The sequence below is a fragment of the Bacillus sp. SIMBA_026 genome, from assembly GCF_046535335.1.
Lineage (GTDB): Bacteria > Bacillota > Bacilli > Bacillales > Bacillaceae > Bacillus > Bacillus velezensis.
This window is the reverse complement of sequence record NZ_JAWRWX010000002.1, coordinates 335,290-357,655: the sequence shown is the minus strand read 5'-3', so window position 1 is coordinate 357,655 and position 22,366 is coordinate 335,290. Positions and strand designations below refer to the sequence as shown.

Genomic DNA, 22,366 nt, shown 5'->3' with positions numbered 1-22,366 from the left:
GTCTCTCATGGGGAATAGATGCAAAAAACGGCTGCTCGCAATCGCCTGTATCGGCATGCTGCTCCTTGGCGGATGCTCGCTCCCGGGGTTGAGCACCGCATCGGAGGATACCATTAAAATCGGCGCGCAAAGCATGACCGAATCAGAAATCATCGCGAGCATGCTCGGGCAGATGATCGAACATCACAGCGGGTTAAAAACATCCGTTATTAAAAATCTCGGCTCCAATGCCGTACAGCAGCAATCCTTGATCAACGGTGATATTGATATCGCCGCTACACGCTATACAGGTGACGCGCTGACCGGGACGCTTCGCATGGAGCCGGAAAAAGACCCGGAAAAAGCGCTGCGGCTCGTTCAGCGTGAATTTCAAAACAGATATGACATGAAATGGTTTGATTCTTACGGCTTTGATAATACATACGTCTTTACCGTTTCCGGACAGCTTGCCCGCAAGTACCATTTGGAATCGGTATCCGATGTCAAAAAAGAAGCGTCTCATCTGAAATTCGGCGTAGATAACTATTGGATGAAGCTGAGAGGCAACGGATATCAGGATTTTATGAAAACGTACGGAATGTCATTTGAAGGCACGTATCCGATGCAGATCGGCCTCGTTTACGACGCGCTGAAAAGCAGAAAGATGGATATCGCGCTTGCTTATTCCACCGACGGAAGAATCATCGCTTACGGACTGAAAACGCTGAAGGATGATAAGCGGTTCTTTCCTCCGTATGACTGTTCACCCGTCGTTCCGGATCATGTATTAAAAGAGCATCCCGAACTGGAGGGCGTGATCAATCAAATGATCGGCGCGATTGATACAAAGATGATGCAGAAAATGAATTACGAAGTTGACGGCCGATTAAAAGAGCCGTCAGTCGTGGCTAAGGAATATTTAGAAAAACATCATTACTTTGAATAACGGAAAGGAGATGTGCGGATGGACACGATGAAGGAGCTGTTTGCGTATTACGCTCAAAATGGCAGCTATGTTCTGTATGAGTGCTGGCGGCACTTTCTCATGTCGGCGTACGGCGTCGTTTTCGCCGCCGTTTTCGCCATTCCGGCCGGAATTGTGACAGCAAGGCACGGGCGTCTCGCCGGCTGGGTGTTTGCTGTGGCGAACGTGATTCAAACCGTTCCGGCGCTTGCGATGCTCGCCGTCCTGATGCTCGTCATGGGACTCGGCGCCAATACGGTCATCACGGCTTTGTTTTTGTATTCCCTGCTGCCGATTCTCAGAAATACGCACACGGGCATTATCAATATCGAGCACGCTTATCTCGAGTCGGGAAAAGCGATGGGTATGACGAAATACCAAATCCTTCGTATGGTGGAGCTGCCGCTTGCGCTTTCCGTCATTATGGCGGGTCTTCGAACGGCGCTCGTCATTGCCATCGGCATCACGGCGATCGGCACCTTCGTCGGGGCGGGCGGCCTCGGCGATATGATCGTCAGAGGGTCGAACGCGACAAACGGAACCGCCATTATTCTGGCGGGCGCCATCCCGACCGCGCTGATGGCGGTAGCCGCAGACCTGCTGATGGCGTGGCTGGAACGAGCCCTCAGCCCTGTGAAAAAACAAAAAAGAAAGCTGATCGTACGCTCAGCCTCATGAAAAAAAGCATTCTTCCGCGTGAAGGATGCTTTTTTTGATTTCTTGATTAAATTTTGATAACTGCGCTGTAAAGTCTTACATATCAAATAACAAAGCAGAGGGGTAATCAAATGAGCAACATCTTAGAAACGAGACAGCTGCAAAAATCATTCGGCAGACAACAGGCAGTGGCTGATGTGTCTCTATCGGTTAAGCGCAACAGTATATACGGCCTGCTCGGTCCGAACGGGGCCGGAAAATCAACGACACTTAAAATATTGACCGGCATGCTGCAGCAAACATCCGGCGAGGTTCTGTTCGACGGACATACATGGAAGCGCGAAGATTTGAAAAGCATCGGTTCCCTGATTGAAGCGCCGCCGCTTTACAGCAACCTGACAGCCGCTGAAAATCTGAAAGTCCGCTGCGTTATGCTCGGACTGCCTGATTCAAGGATTGCGGAAGTGCTGGAAATCACGGGATTAACGGGAACCGGAAAAAAGCGTGCCGGACAATTTTCCATGGGGATGAAACAGCGTCTCGGCATTGCGTTAGCATTATTAAACCGTCCGTCGCTTTTAATTCTTGATGAGCCGACAAACGGATTGGACCCGATGGGAATTCAGGATTTGCGGGAATTTATCCGCTCCCTGCCCGGACAGGGAATGACGGTTATTTTATCTAGCCACCTGTTATCAGAAGTCGAGCAGATCGCAGACCATATCGGAATCATCAGTGACGGCGTTTTAGGATATCAGGGAGAAATCAGCCGGGAAGACGATCTGGAGCGGCTGTTTCTGGAGGTTGTCAAATCAACACGAGAGAAAGCGGGGACTGGGAAATGATTCAGTACATGCAGGCGGAACATCTTACATCTAAAAGAACATTTATCAGAAAGCTGATCATTCTGATTCCGCTTCTGAACACGGCTTTTTCTTTTCTGCTGAATACCGCCTATTTTATGACGGGCACGTTCAATTGGTGGGCGGTTATTTTCATGCCGCTCATGATTGCTCTAATGTGCGGTTTATCTGTTAAAAAAGAGAAAAAATCTGCGAATGACCGCGCGGTGTACTCATTGCCGGCAGATTTAAAAAGCATTTGGCTCTCAAAAATAAGCTTGATCGCGCTGTATTCACTCCTGTCGCAAATCGTCTTTTTCATCATCATGTTTTTGCTTGGCCTTGTATTTCCGGGAATTGCTGCGCTGCAGCTGAAAGGCGTTGAAGCAGGCTCCCTTTTATGGCTGACGACGCTTTGGGAAATTCCATTGTGCTTATGGATTGCCAGACAGTTCGGGTTTACGGCAGTCATCCTCATGAATATGATGGCCGCCTTTGTTTTTGGTATTGTGCCGGCGTCCGCTTCATTGTGGTGGCTGAGCCCATGGAGCTGGTCAGTCCGGGTGATGTCACCGATTCTCGGGATCCATCCGAACGGAATTCCGCTTCCCGCAGACAGCGGCTTATTAAACGGAAACGTGATCATTCCGGCTATTATTCTTTCTATTCTTTCTTTTATCGTGATAAGTTTTGTTTCCGCAGTGTCTTTTTCAAAAGGGGGAAACCGGTCATGACCGTGCTTTTACGATATATGTGGGCCGATGTATTAAAAATGAAGCGCACGCCGCTCATATGGATGCATGTTGCGGCGCCGGTTTTATGCGCGGGATTTTTCCTGTTGTATATGTATGGAAGGGTTCAGGAGCCTTATATGCTGTACAGTGTGTTTTTCAGCGCGATTGCTGTTTTATACCCTCTAATCATCAGTATTGTCTGCGGCATGTCTGCCTCCGTCGAGGAACAGGCGGGTCATTTTCAGATGATGCTGGCAGTTCCGCATTCGAAAATCGTCAGTTTTGCGGGCAAGCTGCTTCTATTGCTGCTCTTGAATGTGTTATCGATAGGTCTCGCCATCTGTCTTTATTTGGCGGGGATGAAATTTGTTCTTCACATCAATGATCTCCCGTATCTTCTCTTTTTAAAAGGAGGGGCGTGGCTGATTGCCGGCAGTATTCCGCTTTATATGATGTCTTTTTTTGTCAGCATAAAGTACGGCATGGGGCCGTCCGGGCTTTTAGGAGGTGCGGGATTATTAATGGCGGCGCTCATGAATACGGGACTTGGCGATATCATCTGGCGTTTTTTCCCATGGGCATGGAGCGTGCGGCTTTCAGGCCTTGCAGGACTGCTGCATTTTGACAAAGTCAAAAAAGAGTTCCTCCCTTATGTAAGATACGATATGAGATACGGAGAAATAATGTTATATTTTTCTATAGTGATATTATGTCTGGCCGGCCTCTATTGGTGCAGAAGATGGGAAGGGCGGCGTTCATATGAATAAAGGCAAGGAGCGATTCGGCCGGTGGCAAACATTTTAGCAATTGATGATGAAAAAGATATTCTCGTTCTGATCAGAAACATTTTACAGCGTGATCAGCATACAGTAACGATTCTGGAAAAAGCGGAGGATCAGTCATTGGATTTTTTTCAAGGCTATGATTTGATTCTTCTCGATGTCATGATGCCCGGAACGGACGGGATTGAACTCTGCCGGCGGATTCGGCCGCTGGTAGACAGCCCGATCCTGTTTTTAACGGCAAAGTCTGACGAAGAATCCATTGTGAAAGGCCTCATGACAGGCGCTGATGATTACATCACAAAGCCGTTCGGCGTACAGGAATTGATGGCAAGGGTAAACGCACATGTCAGAAGGGAACGGCGTGAAAAGCATCAGACGAAACGGCTGATATCAGGCTTCATGTTTGATTTTGACAATAAAGAAGTATGGATTGATGACCGGAAACTGCCTCTTACGAAAAACGAATATAAAATCGTTGAATGTCTGGCACAGCATAAAAACAGAACATTCTCACGGGAGCAGATTTACGAGGAAGTGTACGGCTTGGACGGCGATGCGCTCTATTCAACCATTACGGAGTTTATCAGAACCATCCGGAAAAAATGTAAAGAACACGGGGCTGATCCGATCAAAACGGTGTGGGGTGTCGGATACAAATGGGAATAGCAAAAGGAAAATCAAGCATCCGCAAAGAGCTTGTCAAATTTACCATCACGCTGTGTCTGAGCACGATGGGGGTGGCGGCATTATGTGTCGCCTTAAATGCCATTACCATGAATGCCGGAGCGATCCTGCCCGCAAATTACAGCGAGCATGAGGCGGAACAGATCAAACCCCGCCTGAAATCAGCGGAAAAGATAACAGAAGATATGATCCCCGCAGGTATGACATACGCCGTTTTTGATAAAAAAACAAAGCGGATGACAAAAGGAACGATGACGGAACAAGATGCGGCCAACGCCAGAAAAAAAATTCAGCATCAGCCGTATTTTAATTATGCTCAAAAAGGATTCATGGTGATAAATCGGAAAGATGAATATGGCGTTCTCCAATATTCACTTAGGTCGGAATTTCAGTCGCCGCTGTTAAGGCGCTATCTGCCGAATTATGAATGGACGGGGCTTACGATTCTGATCACTTTGCTTCTTTTGACCGTTTTTATCGTGACGACGCGTTTCGCCAATCAGCTGAGACGGCATTTCAGCACACTCAGCTCCATTACGGCAAGCATTCAAAAACAGAATTTAAATATCAATCCAAAAAGGTCGCGCATAAAAGAATTTGACGATGTCATTGACTCTCTGCTGAAAATGAAAGACGCGCTTCAGGCATCTCTGGCGGCGCAGTGGGAGGCGGAGCGGATAAAGAAAGAACAAATCGGCGCGCTTGCGCATGATATTAAAATTCCGGCAACGATCATTAAAGGAAATGCCGAGCTGCTTCAGTTAACAGAACCTGATGAGGAGCAGGCGGAATATGCGCAGTATATTCTGGATGCCGGAAACAAAATCGAGCATTATGTCGGACAGCTGATCCAGCTTTCTAAAGCGGAGGAGGCAGTTGCCGTTCATGTGGAATATACCGACCTCAAAGAGTGGATTCAAAACATATATCGTGACGCGGCGGCGCTTGCGGGGCCGAAACAGATTGATCTCGTCCTCAGCGAACGGGGAATTGACCGAATAGAAGCGCCGATCGATCATGAGCTGCTCCACAGGGCGGTCATGAATATCGCGGCAAATGCCGTCGACTATACGCCGGAAGGAGGGGAAATCCGTGTGGACGTCCTGTGCACCGATTCCGCCCTCCATCTTGCCGTATCCGACAGCGGAAGCGGGTTCTCGCCGGAAGCGCTGAAAAGAGCGACACAGCTTTTTTACACGGAGGATAAAAGCAGACATTCGGCGGGGCATCACGGCATGGGGCTTACATTCGCCCATCATGTCGTACATCTTCACCACGGCGAATTAATACTTGAAAATCAGGAGTCTGGAGGAGCCCGGGCGGAGATTCGAATCCCGCTGGAAGGCGTCAGACAAAAACAAGCCCTGCACGCCTGAGGGCTTGTTTTTCTGTTTAAGAAAAGCAAAAATAAAAACGGCTGTCCGTTTGAGAGATCAGCCGCTTATGCGGAAAAGAGTTTATTAGGAAGGATCAATCCATTGTGAAGACCACTTGGAAATTTCCTCTAAAATAGGGGCTAATGCGCAGCCTTTTTCCGTTAATGAATACTCAATGCGGACAGGCGTTTCGGGGATAACATCCCGTTTGATGACACCTTCTGTTTCAAGTTCTTTCAGACGTTCTGACAAGACTCTTCCGCTTAAATTCGGAAGCGCCGCTTCAATTTCGCTAAATCGCTGCTGTCCGTTCAATAACTGAAAGACGATTAGAGCCACCCAGCGTTTACTTAGGATGTCGACCGCTTTTTCGAATCTGGGGCACATTTCTGATTGGTTCATGCTTTTTCACCTCGTCTTCTGCTATTATACCGCAAAATCGGAGGGAACGTACGTCTGGCGCTTGTTAAGTTGAGGAGAGGATCAAAAAGAGGATGAGGAATCCGGGGAGCGCTTTTTCGCTTCAGCCGCGATAAAATCAAAGTATTTGCTGACGCTTTCAATATCTTCTTTTGTGAAGTGCTGCCACTTTTTGCTGTCAAACAGCGGCAGATGCTCCGCGCCTCTGTCAACGGCGGTCTGATAGATGGCGCAGATGGATTGATAGCTTTCGGAGGTTTCGCGGATTTCCTCCTGAAATGCCTTGATGTGTCCGGCCCGCGCCATTAACTCCTCATACGGAATTTTTAATGTGTCCGCCAATTTTCTGATGGTCGCGGGTTTAGGAATGCCACGGTGCCCGTTTTCAATTCTGGAAATGGTCGCCGAGCTGACGCCGGAATAGACGGCAAGCTGATTGACGGTAAGCTTCCGGGCGCGGCGCAGCTCTCTTAATTGCTTTCCGAATGTGTTCAATAAGATCGCCTCACATGTGCAAAGTCATGAGTCTTCGTTTGTTCTTTTTTTGGCTTCCGCCGATAAGAACGCAAAGTATTTATCAAGCAGAACCAAGTCTTCTTTCGACAGGTGCCGCCAGTTCTCCCGCTCCAAAAGGGATAAATCATGCAGCTCATACGTTTCGGCTTTTTCCAGCAAGGTGCAGCCCGTGTCGTACGGGGCTCTCGTTTCCTGGACGGTCTCTATGTATCCCGCCGTCTGCATCAGTTCCTCATACGGGATTTTTAACGCATCTGCGAGCTTTTTAATGGTTGCAGGTTTCGGCACCCCGCGTTTGCCGTTTTCAATCCGCGAGATTCCCGCGGCGCTGACGCCTGAATACGTTGCCAGCTGGTTCACTGTCAGATGCCTTTTTTCCCGCAATGTCCGCAATTGTTTCCCGAAGCTTTCCACAGTCTCTCCCCCTCCCGCGGTCTATTTATATTCTAGTATGTTTATTGACTAAAGGGAATAGCCAGGCTGGAAAAGTATTGACAAAAGTTAACAAAAGCCGTATCTTATGTATAAGAAAGAAAGTATTTGACAGAACGGAAGGTGAAGAAAGTGGTCGAAAAGATACAGATCAGAAGAGATTATGTGCTGCAGTATATGGTCAATAATGACTACTCGTTAAACCAGCTCGCCCTGGAGATCGGAATATCTCCCGCCACACTGAGCCGTGTACTGAATGGAGAGCGGAGGCCGGGCCAGCTGGTCATCGGAAAAATGCTCTATTACTTTGACATGAAATTTGAAGATCTTTTTTACTACGACTTTGTTGACAAAAGTCAATGATGATGGAAGATTCAAACGCATTTCCGTTTTTCTGACATGATGTGCACCGATACGGCGTGACATGCCTTTGTTTTTCATGTAAAATAGAAGCAATGTAGGCCAGTCAGTCTGGAGGTGTATGGGATGCACACATTATTGATTACCTTATTGGTTATCGTCAGTATTGCACTTATTATTGTCGTATTGCTTCAAACCAGCAAAAGCGCCGGATTATCGGGTGCAATTTCAGGCGGGGCGGAGCAGCTTTTCGGAAAACAGAAAGCAAGGGGCCTTGATCTGATTCTTCACCGCACAACCGTTGTGCTGGCAGTCTTGTTTTTCGTGTTGACGATTTCGCTGGCGTATATCGTATAAGGCAATGTTTGTATAAGGTCTGATTTAATATCAGGCCTTTTTCTTGTTGAGAGACGGCGTTTGTTTCTCGCAAAACTGTGGAAAACTAAATTGAATGTGCAAAAAAGGGGTTATGAGCATGAAAATTGTGACACCAAAACCATTTACATTTAAAGGCGGAGACAAAGCGGTGCTTCTGCTGCACGGATTTACGGGAAATACGGCAGACGTCAGAATGCTCGGCCGCTACTTGAATGAGCGCGGCTACACTTGTCACGCGCCTCAATATAAAGGGCACGGCGTTCCGCCGGAAGAGCTGGTACATACGGGGCCGGAAGATTGGTGGAAAGACGTCATGGACGGTTATGAATATTTACGGTCTGAAGGCTATGAAAACATTGCGGCCTGCGGACTGTCGCTTGGCGGGGTTTTTTCATTGAAATTGGGTTACACTGTACCCATAAAGGGAATTGTTCCTATGTGTGCGCCGATGCACATTAAAAGTGAAGAGGTTATGTACGAAGGAGTTCTCTCCTACGCGCGCAATTATAAAAAATTCGAAGGAAAACAGCCGGAGCAGATTGAAAAGGAAATGAAGGAGTTTGAAAAAACACCGATGAATACGCTCAAATCGCTTCAGGAGCTGATTGCCGATGTGCGCAAAAACGTCGACATGATCTATTCCCCGACATTTGTGGTTCAGGCACGGCATGACCATATGATTAATACAGAAAGTGCGAACATCATTTACAACGAGGTGGAAACGGACGACAAACAGCTGAAATGGTATGAAGAATCAGGCCATGTCATTACGCTCGATAAAGAACGGGACCTCGTTCATCAGGATGTGTACGAATTTTTAGAGAAACTCGATTGGTAACAAACAGGAGGTCGAATAATGGAAAAAGAAGCGTTTATGGACCGTCTTCTCGCGTTTATGAAGGAAGAGGCGTACAAGCCCCTTACCGTTCAGGAACTCGAGGAGATGCTGAACATCACGGAAGCAGATGAATTTAAAGAGCTGGTAAAAGCGCTGGTGGCGCTCGAGGAGACGGGACAGATCGTCCGCACCAGAAGCAACCGCTACGGGCTTCCGGAAAAAATGAATTTAGTAAAAGGAAAAATTTCCGCGCATGCAAAGGGATTCGCGTTTCTATTGCCGGAGGATACCTCTTTAAGCGATGTGTTTATTCCGCCGAATGAGCTGAATACGGCCATGAACGGCGATATCGTCATGGTGCGGCTCAATTCCCAGTCAAGCGGATCGAGACAGGAAGGCACGGTCATCCGCATCCTGGAAAGAAGCATCGACCGCGTCGTGGGCACATACACAGAAACGAAAAGCTTCGGCTTTGTCATCCCGGATGATAAGAAAATCACGAGTGATATTTTTATTCCGAAACATGCCAATAACGGCGCTGCGGAAGGCCATAAAGTCGTCGTCAAACTGACAAGCTACCCTGAAGGCAGAATGAACGCCGAAGGAGAAATCGTTGAAATACTCGGCCATAAAAATGATCCGGGGATCGATATTTTATCAATTATCCATAAGCACGGCCTGCCGGGGGACTTTCCGGCTGAAGTGATGGAGCAGGCAACAAGCACGCCCGATACCATCGATGAAAAAGACATCAAAGACCGCCGTGATCTCCGCGATCAGGTCATTGTCACCATTGACGGCGCGGATGCGAAGGATCTGGATGACGCCGTCACCGTGACAAAGCTTGATAACGGCAGCTACAAGCTCGGCGTCCATATTGCCGACGTCAGCCATTACGTCACGGAGAATTCCCCGATTGACAAAGAAGCGCTGGAAAGAGGGACAAGCGTGTACTTGGTTGACCGGGTCATTCCGATGATTCCGCACAGACTGTCTAACGGAATCTGTTCTTTAAATCCGAAGGTCGACCGGCTGACGCTTTCCTGCGAAATGACAATCAACCAGCAGGGACAGGTAACAGAGCACGAGATCTTCCAAAGCGTCATTAAAACGACGGAAAGAATGACCTATTCAGATGTCAACCGGATCCTCACAGAAGACGACGCCGAGCTGAAAGAAAGATATGAGCCGCTCGTCCCGATGTTTAAAGACATGGAACGTCTGGCGGAAATTCTCCGGGCGAAACGGATGGACCGCGGCGCCGTGGATTTTGATTTCAAAGAGGCGAAGGTGCTCGTCGATGAGGAAGGCGCCGTAAAAGACGTCGTCATCAGAGAGCGCTCAGTAGCGGAAAAGCTGATTGAAGAATTCATGCTTGTCGCAAACGAAACGGTGGCCGAGCACTTCCATTGGATGAACGTGCCGTTTATTTACCGGATTCACGAAGAGCCGAACGCCGAAAAACTGCAAAAGTTCCTGGAGTTCGTCACGACATTCGGTTATATCGTCAAAGGAAAAGCCGGAGACATTCACCCCCGCGCGCTGCAAAGCATTCTTGACGAAGTACGGGACCGTCCGGAAGAAACGGTGATTTCAACCGTCATGCTCCGTTCCATGAAGCAGGCGAAATACGACCCGCAAAGCCTGGGCCATTTCGGGCTGGCGACTGAATTTTATACGCACTTCACATCGCCGATCCGCCGTTATCCTGACTTAATCGTTCACAGGCTGATCAGAACGTATTTGATCAACGGACAATCGGACGAAGCGACTCAAGAAAAGTGGGCCGAACGCCTTCCGGAAATCGCTGATCATACGTCAACGATGGAACGTCGCGCTGTTGATGCAGAGCGGGAAACGGACGATCTGAAAAAAGCGGAATATATGCTTGATAAAATCGGCGAGGAATTTGACGGCATGATCAGTTCCGTCACGAATTTCGGAATGTTTGTCGAGCTGCCGAATACGATTGAAGGGCTTGTGCACGTCAGCTTTATGACGGATGATTATTACCGTTTTGACGAGCAGCATTTCGCCATGATCGGTGAACGCACGGGCAACGTTTACCGCATCGGAGACGAAATCACGGTCAAAGTCGTCGACGTCAATAAAGATGAGAGAAACATCGACTTTGAAATTGTCGGCATGAAAGGCACCCGCCGTCCGAGAGAAACAACAGGCGACCGCAGAAAACGAGGCAGACCGGCGCGGAAACGCGTGTTAAACAGCAATACCCCGGCTTCACCGCCGAAATCGGAGGAAAAAGGGGAATGGTTTACAAAACCGAAGAAGAAAAAGAAAAAACGCGGTTTCCAAAACGCGCCGAAACAAAAACGCAAAAAGAAGAAGTAAATGCGAAAAGCAAATGGGGCAAAATGCTCTGTTTGCTTTCTTTCGCAAGCCGCATTTTCATTGTCGCGGAACGCTCCATTTGCTAAAATAAAGCGTATCGCACACATGAACGGTTTTTGCGGAGAGAGGAGGAGAAGGCATGCCAAAAGGATCAGGCAAAGTATTATCACAAAACAAAAAAGCAAACCATGATTACTTTATAGAAGAAACCTATGAAACAGGCATCGTGCTGCAGGGAACAGAGATTAAGTCCATCCGCGCCGGCCGCGTAAACATGAAGGATTCCTTTGCGAAAATCGAGCGCGGCGAAGTGTTCCTCCACAACATGCACATCAGCCCGTACGAGCAGGGAAACCGCTATAACCACGACCCGCTCCGGACGAGAAAGCTTTTGATGCACCGGAAAGAAATCAATAAGCTGATCGGCTTGACGAAAGAGAAAGGCTATTCCCTCGTGCCGCTGAAGCTGTATTTGAAAAACGGCTTTGCCAAAGTGTTAATCGGCCTCGGAAAAGGGAAGAAAACATACGATAAACGCGAAGATTTAAAACGAAAAGACGCCAAAAGAGAAATCGAAAGAGCGTTCAGAGACAGACAAAAAGGCTTCTGATGCATGAGCCTTGATGTGATGACTGCCCTATGCTATACTGTTCACACATCAGATTCACAGGCTGTTTATTGAAGACATTCCCAATTGAATTTGTCTGTGATCATGATATAATAACAGTACAGCCAGTTGAGCAAGAGCTTGATAGATCTCCCGTATACCCTTAACAAGGGGACGTTACGGATTCGACAGGGATGGATCGAGCTTGAGCTGCGAGCCGAGAGGCGATCTCGTTAACACGCACCTAAATATAACTGGCAAAACTAAAAGTTTTAACCAAAACTTAGCACTAGCTGCCTAATAAACGCAGCGAGCTCTTCCTGACATTGCCTATGTGTCCGTGAAGAGCACATCCAAGTAGGCTACGCTTGCGTTCCCGTCTGAGAACGTAAGAAGAGACTGACAGACTAGCTCTCGGAAGGCCCGCCCGCAGGCACGAAGACGAGTGAAACACGAAATATGCAGGCTACGCTCGTAGACGCTTAAGTAATCGATGTTTCTGGACGTGGGTTCGACTCCCACCGTCTCCATACATAACAGAGGAACCGCAGTGCCGTCACATGACGCACTGCGGTTTTTTCATGCCGAAAAATAAAGGAGCGAAAGTGAATGGAAATCGTCATCATAGACGGAAAAGATGTTACAAGCACAGAAGCATTACACCGAATCTTAAAAGATCAATTAGATTTCCCGGACTATTATGGCGAAAATCTGAATGCCTTATGGGATTGTCTGACAGGCTGGATCGAACTTCCGCTGACTTTGGTGTGGAAGAATTTTGACATCAGTCAGAAGGAATTGGGTTCGGATGCTGATGATGTATTAAGGATATTAAAAAAGGCTCAGGCAGAATTAGATGGTGAATTTTTCATTCAAATCGATCAGCCGTCAGCCGGGACAACGGACAGGCACTAAAAAGTGCGTATTTTTCCTCATCCATTTTTCTATCCGATAATAGGGACAGACTTCTTTATTCTAATGATAGGTTAATCTATAAAACAACAGACCATTATAAAACATTTCATAAAATAAAATAGTGGAAGGTGTTATTGATGTTAAAAGTCATCATAGACGGAAAAGATGTTACAAGCACAGAAGCTTTACACCGAATCTTAAAAGATCAATTAGATTTCCCGGACTTTTATGGTGAAAATCTGAATGCCTTATGGGATTGTCTGACAGGCTGGATCGAACTTCCGCTGACTTTGGTGTGGAAGAATTTTGAGGCCAGTCAAAAGGCATTGGGTTCGGATGCTGATGATGTCTTGGAGCTGTTTCAAGAGGCTCAAGAGGAGTTAGGGAATCGGTTTGTCATTCAAATCGATCAGCCGTCAGCCGGGACAACGGACAGGCACTAAAAAGTGCGTACTTCCCCTCATCCATTTTTCTATCCGATAATAGGGACGGAAGGTTTCAGGCTTTCGATTTCTGTCCATATATAAGAAGAGACTTGCGATAGGGAGGAATGAATGATGGATTTGCAGTTGAAAGGGAAGACGGCGCTTGTGACGGGATCTACGTCAGGCATCGGGAAGGCGATTGCGGCTTCGCTGATTGCAGAAGGTGCGGCCGTGATCATTAATGGCCGCCGTGAAGAAAAGGTGAACGAAACGATCCGGGAACTAGAGAAACAGACGCCGGATGCCCGTCTCTATCCGGCCGCATTTGATTTAGGCACGGCGGAAGGATGCGGCGCGATTTTTCAGCAGTACCCTGATGTGGATATTCTCGTCAACAATTTAGGAATCTTTGAACCTGCGGAATACTTTGATATTCCTGACGAAGAGTGGCTCCGGTTTTTCGAGGTGAATATCATGAGCGGCGTGCGGCTGACACGCCGGTATGCAAAGCGGATGATTGAGCGTAAGGAAGGGCGGGTGATCTTTATCGCGAGTGAAGCGGCCGTCATGCCTTCTCAGGAAATGGCCCATTACAGCGCTACGAAAACGACGCAGCTGTCGCTGTCACGCAGTCTGGCCGAGCTCACGGAAGGGACGAATGTGACGGTGAATACAGTCATGCCCGGCTCCACGAAAACAGAGGGCGTCGAAACAATGCTCGAGTCGCTTTACCCCGGTGAAAACCTGAGTGCGGCGGAGGCGGAGAGACGATTTATGAAGGAGAATCGTCCGACGTCCATCATTCAGCGGTTGATCCGTCCGGAAGAAATCGCTCACTTTGTTGCCTTTTTAAGCAGCCCGCTGTCGTCTGCCATTAACGGATCTGCATTGCGGATCGACGGCGGCTTGGTGCGGAGCATTATATAAGATGAACGTACAAAAACCCCCGTAAAGCGGGGGTTTTTTTAATGCGGATCACGCTGAAACCGGCCGATGATCCTGCTGATTAAATCTTTTGTGGCGGAGTCAAAATGCTCTTCTTTTTGGTTTGTCAACAGCCCGACCGGCGGTGAAATTGTTAAGTTATGGATCGGAATGACCTTCGTGCCCTCGATCGGCTCTGAGTGCGCCGTCGCCGTAAAGATTGAGACACCGATATTTTCCCTGACATAGTATTGGTGAGCCATGCTGCTGGTCAGCTCCATTTTTCGATAGCGGCTGCCGATGGCCCGCTGCAGGTGCTGTTCAATTTGAATCCGGATCGGGCAATTGACGGGCGTAAAAATCAGACATTCATTTTCTAAATCCTCGAGATTAACGCTTGCTTTGGCGGCAAGGGGATGTCTGTCTGACACGATGACATTGAGCGAGTCATGGAAAAACGGATCGAAATAATTTTCCAGAATCAGCTCCGGCTCGCCGCATACGGCAAAATCAATGGCGCCCTCCAGCAGTTTGCGGCTGCATGTATTGGCATCATCCACGCTGACATTGACCGACATGTCAGGATAATCATTTAAGAAACCCCGCAGTACGGCAGGGAAGATCAGGCTTGCCGTCGGTTCGGATATGCCGATCTGAATAAGGCCGGCCTGGCCCTGTCTGATATCGGCCAGAGTATGGTCAAGCACCTCGTATTGCGCGAGAAGCTGCCCGGCCCGCTCATGAAACAGCCGCCCCGCCCTTGTCAGCTTCAGCTTCTTTCCCCGTTCAAACAGCTGTGCGCCTACATCCTGTTCCAGCTGTTTAATCCGCATTGAAATCGTCGGCTGTGAGTAGTTCAGAATTTCGGCGGCCTTATAAAAGCTGCCTGACTGTACGATCGTATGAAACGTTTTAATGGTGCGTAATTCCAACGAAATCCCCTCCCGGCTGTTCATTAATTTTCTTGAACCTTTCCTTTACTTTTTTTGATTAGTCAAATAAATCAGTTTGCTTTATAGTATAAACAATCAAAGCTTAGTAAACAAATTGGAATTATATATTTTTGCGGGGAGAGTGACCGGAATGAGTGAAGACATATTTCGATTGGCTGAGAAAAAGGATGCGCCGGAGTTTTTAGAGCTGCTGTACAGCGCGTTTCAGCCGATCCGCAATTTGGAGATCGACTGGCCGTCGGCGCGGGCCGACATCGATATGGTAACAGAAAATATTGAAAATCATTCAGCCGTCGTGCTCGAACGGGACGGACGGCTTCTTTCAACCATTACGATCCGTTTTCCGTGGGAGAGTGACACGCCTCCGTCAAAATATCCGTTTGTCTGGTGGTTTGCGACGCTTCCTGAGCTGAAGGGGCAGGGCATCGGCAGCAAACTTTTGACTTATGTGGAGGAACACGTGCTGCGGGATACGCTGAAGGCCCCGGCCATCACGCTCGGCACTTCGGCGCGCAAGCATCCCTGGCTTGTGGATATGTACAGACGGAGGGGGTATGAAGTGTATTTTGAGCAGGAGAAAGACGGAGACATCGGAGTCATGATGAGAAAGGTGCTCATACCGGAGCGGTTTGACGCGTCGCTGTTAGGCACACCGAGCTGGGCGCAATGATAAAAAAACGGATCAGAGCCGGCTGTCTGCTTCTGCTGCTCGGCGTGCTGGCCGGCTGCGGGCAAGGAGAAAGCACAAAAGCCGGGAGCGGCGTGCAGACCGTCATTGTCGGCACGGGAACTGATTTTCCGAACATTGCTTTTATGGATGAAAAAGGCGAGCTAACCGGCTATGACATTGAAGTGATGAAAGCCATTGATGAACAGCTGCCGCAATACAAATTTGTCTTTAAGACGATGGATTTCTCGAATCTGCTTACAAGTCTTGCAAACCGGAAAATTGACGTGATCGCGCACAATATGGCGAAAAATAAGGAACGAGAGAAACACTTTTTGTATCACAAAATCCCGTATAACTACTCGCCGATGTACATCACGGTGAAGGCGGATAATGACGCGATACACACGCTCCGGGATTTAAAAGGGAAAACCGTCATCGTCGGCGCGACGTCAAACGCGGCGGATTATATGACGGCATACAACAAAACCCACGGCAGCCCGATACATTTGAAATACGCCGGGCAGGGCGGCAATGACACAGCGAACCAAATGGAGACAGGACGCGCTGACGCCACCGTATCCACGCCGTTTGCCGTCGATTTTCAAAATAAGACGCACGCGTTCAAACAAAAGACGGTGGGTGATGTGCTGCTGGATACCGAGGTGTATTTTATGTTCAATAAAAACAGCCAAACCCTGGCGGACGATACAGATCGGGCGATTCAAAAGCTGGAGAAGGACGGCACATTGAAAAGGCTGAGTGAAAAATGGCTCGGCGCGGATTATTCAAAATCAAGTTTCACGAAATAACTGAAGCAGAAAACGGGGCGATCACATGAAAATAAGACTGGCGGTCATGTCATTAACAATTGCCGCAACGGCGGCGTTATCAGCCTGCGGCGCGGGCGGAGAGGCGGCAGCAGGCAATCAGAAAAACGTGAAGAACATCACGGTCGGCACCGGCACTCAATTTCCGAATATTTGCTTTATTGATGATAAAGGCAAATTGACGGGCTACGACGTTGAGCTGGTGAAAGAGCTTGACAGGCGCCTGCCGGACTATCGTTTCACTTTTAAAACGATGGATTTCTCCAACCTGCTTGTCAGCCTCAGCCAGCATAAAGTCGATATCGTAGCCCATCAAATGGAGAAAAGCGCTGAACGGGAGAAAAAATTTCTGTTCAATCAAGTCGCGTATAACAACTTCCCGTTGAAAATCACGGTGCTTCAAGAAAACGGGAACATTAACGGCATTGATGACTTGAAAGGGAAGCGGGTTATTACGAGTCCGACGTCAAACGGTGCGCTTGTGCTGAAGAAATGGAATGAAAAACACGACAGTCCGTTTGAAATCGCTTATGCCGGCCAAGGCTCCAACGATGCGGCCAATCAGCTGAAATCCGGCCGCGCCGATGCGACGATTTCAACGCCGTTTGCCGTCGATTTTCAAAACAAAACGAGCGCGATCAAAGAAAAAACGGTCGGCGGGGTGCTGTCAAATGCCAAAGTGTTCTTTATGTTTAACAAAAATGAACAAACGCTGAGCGATGACATTGATAAAGCCCTGCAGGAAATCATTGATGACGGCTCGCTTAAAAAGCTGAGTGAAAAGTGGCTCGGCGCGGATTATTCAAAGGAGCAATATTAAGTGAAAAAGAGAGGGATCGGCAATGGAAAAAGCGTTTGATATCAGTATGATCGCGTCTTTTGTGCCGACATTGCTCGGGTATTTGCCCGTCACGCTGTATATATTGGCGGTGTCTCTGCTGTTCGGCTTTCTATTGGGGCTGCTTTTGGCGCTGCCCCGCATCTATCGCATTCCCGTGCTGAATCAGTTTGCGAAGCTGTATATCTCTTTTTTCAGAGGAACGCCCATCATGGTGCAGCTGTTCATTGTATTTTACGGTATTCCGGCGCTCACGGCGCTCGCCGGAATTGATACCTCCAAAATGGACCCTTTGTATGCGGCAATCGCCACGTACGCGCTGAGCAGCGCGGCAAGAGCGGCCGAAATCATCAGGGGAGGTGTGAACAGCGTCGACCGCGGGCAGGCGGAGGCGGCGTTCAGCATCGGGCTGAACGGGGGGCAGACATTCCGGCGCATCATTCTGCCGCAGGCGCTTGTGCAGGCCTTTCCCAACATCGGGAATATGGTGATCGGTTTCTTAAAAGATACATCACTCGCTTTTTCGATCGGGGTGATGGATATGTCGGGCAGAGGACAGACCTTGATTACATCGAGCAATCATTCTTTAGAAGTGTATATCTCGCTTTCTGTTCTGTATTATGCGGCCGCCCTTTCATTTGAATGTGTCTTCAGATGGGCCGAAAAACGAATCAAGAAAGATGAGACGCGCCTTGTGACGGTTTTTGACATGAGCGCGCACGGCTGAAAAGGAGGGAGAACAGTGGAGCTGGACATTCCATTTATCGGCACTGCGATCAAACAAATGATGAAAACTGTTCCGCTTACATTGGTGATGACGGTCATTCCGATTATTGCCGGATTTTTCATAGCTCTCGGCAATATCACGGTGCGTATATTCCGCATCAAATGGCTGCTGGCCTGCTCATCGTTTTACGTGTCTTTTTTCCGCAGCACCCCGGCGATTCTCCATATTATGCTGATTTATTTAGGGGTTCCGCTGATTGCCGATCAATTCAGCCGCGCGTTTCATCTCGGCTGGTCGGCCAATCAGATTCCGGTCGCCGTGTTTGTCATCATGGCACTGTCATTAACGGCAGGCGCCTATATGACGGAAATTCTCCGATCCGGGATCATGGCCGTCGATACGGGGCAGGCGGAGGCGGCATATTCAATCGGCCTGACGCGGGGCCAGATGATTCGGCGTGTGGTTCTGCCGCAGGCGTTCATGATATCGCTGCCGAACTTCACCAATATAGGCATCGGTTTTTTGCATACCACTTCCATCGCGGCCATTGTTGCGGTGCCTGAAATTACAGGAACGGCGACGATTGCGGCATCCGATAACTATGCGTTTCTGGAAGCATTTATCGGGGCGGCCGTGATTTATTGGGGATTAACGCTGATTCTCGAAGCTGTAAACAGTCTGGCGGAAAAAAGAGCGGCCAGATATCAAGGAGGCGCATTATGATCGAAATCCGAAACATTCAAAAACATTTTGGCAGTCATCACGTGCTAAAGGGGATCAATTTAAGTGTCCGGAAAGGAGAAGTCGTGACCATCATCGGCCCGAGCGGTTCCGGGAAAACCACTTTTCTGCGCTGCCTTAATTTACTTGAGCGGCCGGATGAGGGCGCCATTTCGCTGCACGGTGAAGTCATTAACTGCAAAAAGCCTGCCAAAAAAGACATTCTCAGACTGAGGAAACAGACGGCGATGGTTTTTCAGCAATATCATTTGTTTTTGCATAAAACGGCGATTCAAAATGTCATGGAAGGCCTGACGGTCGCAAGGAAAATGAAAAAACCAGATGCGTACGCCATTGCCGAGCGGGAACTGGCCAAGGTGGGGCTTCAAGATAAATTGCACGCCTATCCGAATCAACTGTCGGGAGGACAAAAGCAGCGGGTCGGGATTGCCCGGGCGCTTGCCATTCATCCTGATGTCATGCTGTTTGACGAACCGACCGCAGCCCTCGATCCGGAGCTTGTCGGCGAGGTGCTCGAGGTGATGCTTAACATTGTGCGGACCGGCGCCACCATGATCATTGTCACACATGAGATGGAATTCGCCAGAAGAGTGTCCGACCGAATTGTGTTTATGGATGAAGGAGCAATCGTGGAACAAGGAACGCCTGAGGAAGTCTTTTACAAGACGAAAAAAGAAAGAACGAAGAAGTTCCTCCGCCGCGTGCTGCCTGATTACGGTTATGACATAAAAGAGCGCATAAAGGAGCCTGTCGTATGATTCGTTTAAGCATTTTAGACCAAAGTGTCACCGCGGAAAACCAAACCGCAGAAGAAGCCTTGCGGCAAACGGTGAAATTGGCTCAGGAGGCCGAACAATACGGGTATGACCGTTTCTGGGCGGCGGAGCATCATAACAATGAAGAGATAGCGGGATCAGCGCCGGAAATTGTTCTGGGGTATCTTGCCGCAAGCACGAAAAAAATCCGTCTCGCGTCCGGCGGGGTGATGCTGCAGCATTACAGTCCTTATAAAGTGGCGGAGCAGTTCCGGGTTCTGTCCGCCCTTGCTCCCGGCCGTGTGGCGCTCGGTGTCGGCAAAGCGCCCGGCGGATTTCAGCTGTCAACCGATGCATTGCAGCGGGAGCTAATCCAGCCAGCCCGTTTGTTTGAAGAAAAGCTTGAGGAGCTGACTCATTTCATCCGAAATGATTTTCCGGACTCGCACCGCTACGCGTCATTGCGGCCGACGCCGCATACTGAGTATGCGCCTGACATCTTTTTGCTCGGCGGCAGCGCGGAAAGCGCGATATCCGCGGCCAAACTCGGCATTTCCTTCGTTTTCGCCTATTTCATAAACGGTGAAGAGGCTGCGTTAGAAAAAGCGCGCCACGCCTTTGACGAGCATCTGCCGAAAGGGTCGAAGGCGGAATTTCACCTTGCGCCGATGGTATTTACCGCGCATACAAAAGCAGAAGCTGAAAAACACGTGGTATCGCGTGAGTCGGTCAAAATCATTCTCGAAGACGGCAAAAAGGTGAATGTCGGTTCCCGGGAACAAGCGAAAGCGTTTCTTGAACAAGTCACGCAGCCGTATAAGCTGATTACACAAAAGACGGGTGTGATTGCCGGGACAAAAGAAGAGACAGCCGCCGAGCTGAGACGATTATCGGTTCAATACAGCATTACCGATTTTGTGATTTTGTCGCCTATCAAAAACGCTGAGGAAAAACGATTGTCTTACCGGCTGTTAAGCGAAGCGGTGCAGCCGGCTCCACAATTATAGGAGGGATGAACATGAGTCATGAAGTAAACGTAGTGGTCTGGAGCAAACAGGGCTGCTCCTATTGCGATGAAGTGAAAGGATATTTGCGGGAAAAAGCCGTGGCATACGAAACAATTGATGTGACAGAGCGGGATGAATTGCGTGACGTGCTGCAGACGAAGTACGGCATCCGTCATGTCCCCGTCGTTGAAATCGGCAGCGGTGACAGCCGTGTGTATCAGGCCGTTACTCAAGTCGGCATTGAACATGTAGAACGGGCGCTTGCCGATTACGAGGGGAAAAAGGGGGAGAGAAAATGAGCCGGACGGATCTTATTCAATTCGGAGCCATGATTCATGGTGTCGGCGGCACAACAGACGGCTGGCGTCATCCCGACGCCGATCCGACAGCAAGCACGAATGCGGCGTTTTACAGGCAAAAAGCGCAGACTGCTGAAAGAGGGCTGTTCAGCTTTGCTTTTATTGCGGACGGCTTGTTCATTTCTGAAAAGTCCATCCCGCATTTCTTAAATCGGTTTGAGCCGATCACTATTTTATCGGCGCTTGCCGCCTCTACAACCCATCTTGGTTTAATCGGCACATTTTCCACATCGTTCACTGAGCCGTTCACCATCGCAAGACAGCTCATGTCTCTTGACCATATCAGCGGCGGCCGGGCGGGCTGGAATCTCGTCACTTCTCCGCAGGCGGGGGCTGCGCGCAATCACAGCAAGGAAAACCTTCCCGACCACAGCCGGCGCTACGCCATCGCCCAGGAACATGTGGACGTGGTGCGCGGTCTGTGGAATTCCTGGGAAGAAGATGCCTTCGTCCGCAACAAAGAAACCGGGCAATTTTTTGACCCTGACAAACTGCATCGTCTGTATCACAAAGGCGAGTATTTTCAAGTGGAGGGCCCGCTGAATATCGGCCGGTCCAAACAGGGAGAGCCGGTCGTTTTCCAAGCGGGGTCTTCAGAAACCGGCCGGTCGTTTGCCGCGAGGAATGCAGATGCAGTCTTTACGCACTCCAATTCACTTGAGGAAACGAAGGCTTTTTATAATGATGTGAAGAAGCGGGCGGCGGATTACGGCCGGGACGCTTCCAAGCTGCGGATCTTTCCGGGAATCAGTCCGATTATAGCCGGCTCACAAGAAGAAGCAGAAGCGAAATACCAAGAATTCGCCGAGCTGATTCCCATAGAGAACGCTGTTAAGTATGTGGCCAGATTTTTTGACGATTATGATCTGAGCCGGTTTCCATTGGATGAGCCGTTTCCTGATTTGGGCGACGTCGGGAAAAACGCGTTTCAAAGCACGACAGACCGTATTAAAAGAGAGGCGAAAGCCCGGAATCTTACGTTGCGTCAAGTGGCGCGCGAAGCCGCGTTTCCGCGAACCAACTTTATCGGGACACCGGAACGTGTGGCGTCATTAATTGAAACATGGTTTCAGCGGGAAGCGGCGGACGGGTTTATCATTCACTCTGACATCCCGGGCATGCTTGAAGCCTTTGTGGATCATGTCATACCGATCCTCCAGGAAAAGGGGCTGTACCGAAAAAGCTATCCGGCCGATACACTGCGGGGGAATCTCGGATTGGATATTCCGGCCTGCAGACCCAATCCGATTTTGAGCAGAAACTGAGGTTTCTGCTTTTTCTGCTGCTTGCCATTCCCGTCA

At 49.1% G+C, this 22,366-nt stretch carries 28 protein-coding genes and 1 other RNA gene; 25 read left to right on the top strand and 4 right to left on the bottom strand.

All coding sequences use genetic code 11. The features are described from left to right. The first annotated feature begins 7 nt into the window (after positions 1-7). The 7 genes from SB847_RS12580 to SB847_RS12550 all read left to right on the top strand — a co-directional run bounded on the left by SB847_RS12580 (position 8) and on the right by SB847_RS12550 (position 6,021). Positions 8-925 carry an osmoprotectant ABC transporter substrate-binding protein gene (locus tag SB847_RS12580; RefSeq protein ID WP_396021778.1) on the top strand — a complete coding sequence of 306 codons (918 nt, stop codon included), beginning with the start codon at positions 8-10 and terminating at the stop codon, positions 923-925. Positions 926-943: 18 nt separating this feature from the next. Beyond that, positions 944-1,621, top strand: a complete 678-nt coding sequence (locus tag SB847_RS12575) for an ABC transporter permease (protein ID WP_224181149.1) — start codon at positions 944-946, stop codon at positions 1,619-1,621. 110 nt (positions 1,622-1,731) lie between these two features. Further along, positions 1,732-2,445 (top strand): lantibiotic protection ABC transporter ATP-binding protein, encoded by a 714-nt coding sequence (locus SB847_RS12570; protein ID WP_130571460.1) that lies wholly within the window; start codon positions 1,732-1,734, stop codon positions 2,443-2,445. Then, positions 2,442-3,176 (top strand): lantibiotic immunity ABC transporter MutE/EpiE family permease subunit, encoded by a 735-nt coding sequence (locus SB847_RS12565; RefSeq protein ID WP_410563546.1) that lies wholly within the window; start codon positions 2,442-2,444, stop codon positions 3,174-3,176. The genes SB847_RS12570 and SB847_RS12565 overlap by 4 nt, the downstream gene beginning before the upstream one ends. Further along, complete coding sequence (locus tag SB847_RS12560; RefSeq protein WP_410563545.1) at positions 3,173-3,943, top strand: lantibiotic immunity ABC transporter MutG family permease subunit; 771 nt, start codon at positions 3,173-3,175, stop codon at positions 3,941-3,943. Before SB847_RS12565 ends, SB847_RS12560 begins: the two co-directional genes overlap by 4 nt. Positions 3,944-3,964: 21 nt before the next feature. After that, complete coding sequence (locus tag SB847_RS12555; protein ID WP_007613820.1) at positions 3,965-4,627, top strand: response regulator transcription factor; 663 nt, start codon at positions 3,965-3,967, stop codon at positions 4,625-4,627. Then, the gene (locus SB847_RS12550; protein ID WP_410563541.1) at positions 4,618-6,021 is read left to right on the top strand and encodes a sensor histidine kinase; all 1,404 of its coding nucleotides are present in this window, start codon (positions 4,618-4,620) and stop codon (positions 6,019-6,021) included. The genes SB847_RS12555 and SB847_RS12550 overlap by 10 nt, the downstream gene beginning before the upstream one ends. An 84-nt stretch (positions 6,022-6,105) precedes the next feature. Here SB847_RS12550 and catR read toward each other — a convergent pair whose 3' ends face one another. The 3 genes from catR to rghR all read right to left on the bottom strand — a co-directional run bounded on the left by catR (position 6,106) and on the right by rghR (position 7,371). Beyond that, on the bottom strand, positions 6,106-6,423 hold the full coding sequence (catR, locus tag SB847_RS12545; RefSeq protein ID WP_007613812.1) for a catDE operon transcriptional regulator CatR: 318 nt from the start codon (positions 6,421-6,423) through the stop codon (positions 6,106-6,108). An 81-nt stretch (positions 6,424-6,504) separates the two neighbouring features. Beyond that, positions 6,505-6,936: a helix-turn-helix domain-containing protein gene (locus SB847_RS12540; RefSeq protein WP_003151674.1), complete on the bottom strand. Its 432-nt coding sequence runs from the start codon at positions 6,934-6,936 to the stop codon at positions 6,505-6,507. Positions 6,937-6,960: 24 nt separating this feature from the next. Beyond that, positions 6,961-7,371: a transcriptional repressor RghR gene (gene rghR / locus SB847_RS12535; protein WP_003151677.1), complete on the bottom strand. Its 411-nt coding sequence runs from the start codon at positions 7,369-7,371 to the stop codon at positions 6,961-6,963. 195 nt (positions 7,372-7,566) lie between these two features. Between rghR and SB847_RS12530 the strand changes: the two genes are divergently transcribed. The 9 genes from SB847_RS12530 to SB847_RS12490 all read left to right on the top strand — a co-directional run bounded on the left by SB847_RS12530 (position 7,567) and on the right by SB847_RS12490 (position 14,191). After that, on the top strand, positions 7,567-7,752 hold the full coding sequence (locus SB847_RS12530) for a helix-turn-helix domain-containing protein (protein ID WP_087920807.1): 186 nt from the start codon (positions 7,567-7,569) through the stop codon (positions 7,750-7,752). 123 nt (positions 7,753-7,875) lie between these two features. Further along, entirely contained in the window at positions 7,876-8,106 is a 231-nt protein-coding gene (gene secG, locus SB847_RS12525) for a preprotein translocase subunit SecG (RefSeq protein ID WP_003151681.1), read from the top strand. A 118-nt stretch (positions 8,107-8,224) separates the two neighbouring features. Next, positions 8,225-8,965, top strand: a complete 741-nt coding sequence (locus SB847_RS12520) for an alpha/beta hydrolase (RefSeq protein ID WP_007409986.1) — start codon at positions 8,225-8,227, stop codon at positions 8,963-8,965. 18 nt (positions 8,966-8,983) lie between these two features. Further along, positions 8,984-11,317: a ribonuclease R gene (gene rnr, locus SB847_RS12515; protein ID WP_021494134.1), complete on the top strand. Its 2,334-nt coding sequence runs from the start codon at positions 8,984-8,986 to the stop codon at positions 11,315-11,317. Between the two features lie 139 nt (positions 11,318-11,456). After that, positions 11,457-11,927: an SsrA-binding protein gene (gene smpB / locus SB847_RS12510; protein WP_003151688.1), complete on the top strand. Its 471-nt coding sequence runs from the start codon at positions 11,457-11,459 to the stop codon at positions 11,925-11,927. Between the two features lie 167 nt (positions 11,928-12,094). Further along, positions 12,095-12,457: a transfer-messenger RNA gene (gene ssrA, locus SB847_RS12505) on the top strand. A gap of 76 nt (positions 12,458-12,533) precedes the next feature. Then, positions 12,534-12,839 carry a barstar family protein gene (locus tag SB847_RS12500; protein WP_410563532.1) on the top strand — a complete coding sequence of 102 codons (306 nt, stop codon included), beginning with the start codon at positions 12,534-12,536 and terminating at the stop codon, positions 12,837-12,839. 137 nt (positions 12,840-12,976) lie between these two features. Further along, complete coding sequence (locus SB847_RS12495; RefSeq protein ID WP_032867936.1) at positions 12,977-13,282, top strand: barstar family protein; 306 nt, start codon at positions 12,977-12,979, stop codon at positions 13,280-13,282. Between the two features lie 114 nt (positions 13,283-13,396). Then, a complete protein-coding gene (locus SB847_RS12490) occupies positions 13,397-14,191 on the top strand; it encodes an SDR family NAD(P)-dependent oxidoreductase (RefSeq protein ID WP_032876460.1) in 795 nt (264 codons plus the stop codon). A 38-nt stretch (positions 14,192-14,229) separates the two neighbouring features. Here SB847_RS12490 and SB847_RS12485 read toward each other — a convergent pair whose 3' ends face one another. Further along, a complete protein-coding gene (locus SB847_RS12485; RefSeq protein WP_410577904.1) occupies positions 14,230-15,120 on the bottom strand; it encodes a LysR family transcriptional regulator in 891 nt (296 codons plus the stop codon). A gap of 151 nt (positions 15,121-15,271) precedes the next feature. Here SB847_RS12485 and SB847_RS12480 point away from each other — a divergent pair, with 151 nt between their 5' ends. Genes SB847_RS12480 through SB847_RS12440 form a run of 9 tightly spaced genes read left to right on the top strand, consistent with a single transcriptional unit; the run spans position 15,272 to position 22,330 of the window. Beyond that, a complete protein-coding gene (locus tag SB847_RS12480; protein WP_003151702.1) occupies positions 15,272-15,811 on the top strand; it encodes a GNAT family N-acetyltransferase in 540 nt (179 codons plus the stop codon). Then, positions 15,808-16,620 carry an amino acid ABC transporter substrate-binding protein gene (locus SB847_RS12475; RefSeq protein WP_410577902.1) on the top strand — a complete coding sequence of 271 codons (813 nt, stop codon included), beginning with the start codon at positions 15,808-15,810 and terminating at the stop codon, positions 16,618-16,620. The genes SB847_RS12480 and SB847_RS12475 overlap by 4 nt, the downstream gene beginning before the upstream one ends. Before the next feature lie 25 nt (positions 16,621-16,645). Next, the gene (locus SB847_RS12470) at positions 16,646-17,458 is read left to right on the top strand and encodes an amino acid ABC transporter substrate-binding protein (protein ID WP_410577901.1); all 813 of its coding nucleotides are present in this window, start codon (positions 16,646-16,648) and stop codon (positions 17,456-17,458) included. A gap of 22 nt (positions 17,459-17,480) precedes the next feature. Next, positions 17,481-18,203: an amino acid ABC transporter permease gene (locus SB847_RS12465; RefSeq protein WP_044801829.1), complete on the top strand. Its 723-nt coding sequence runs from the start codon at positions 17,481-17,483 to the stop codon at positions 18,201-18,203. Between the two features lie 15 nt (positions 18,204-18,218). Beyond that, positions 18,219-18,926, top strand: coding sequence for an amino acid ABC transporter permease (locus SB847_RS12460; protein WP_410577898.1), 708 nt, complete (start codon positions 18,219-18,221; stop codon positions 18,924-18,926). Beyond that, the gene (locus tag SB847_RS12455) at positions 18,923-19,702 is read left to right on the top strand and encodes an amino acid ABC transporter ATP-binding protein (RefSeq protein WP_410563515.1); all 780 of its coding nucleotides are present in this window, start codon (positions 18,923-18,925) and stop codon (positions 19,700-19,702) included. Before SB847_RS12460 ends, SB847_RS12455 begins: the two co-directional genes overlap by 4 nt. Beyond that, positions 19,699-20,706, top strand: coding sequence for an LLM class flavin-dependent oxidoreductase (locus SB847_RS12450; protein ID WP_410563512.1), 1,008 nt, complete (start codon positions 19,699-19,701; stop codon positions 20,704-20,706). The genes SB847_RS12455 and SB847_RS12450 overlap by 4 nt, the downstream gene beginning before the upstream one ends. An 11-nt stretch (positions 20,707-20,717) precedes the next feature. Beyond that, positions 20,718-21,005, top strand: a complete 288-nt coding sequence (locus SB847_RS12445; protein ID WP_003151715.1) for a glutaredoxin family protein — start codon at positions 20,718-20,720, stop codon at positions 21,003-21,005. Further along, complete coding sequence (locus tag SB847_RS12440; RefSeq protein ID WP_410563509.1) at positions 21,002-22,330, top strand: LLM class flavin-dependent oxidoreductase; 1,329 nt, start codon at positions 21,002-21,004, stop codon at positions 22,328-22,330. The genes SB847_RS12445 and SB847_RS12440 overlap by 4 nt, the downstream gene beginning before the upstream one ends. The last annotated feature ends 36 nt before the right edge of the window (positions 22,331-22,366 follow it).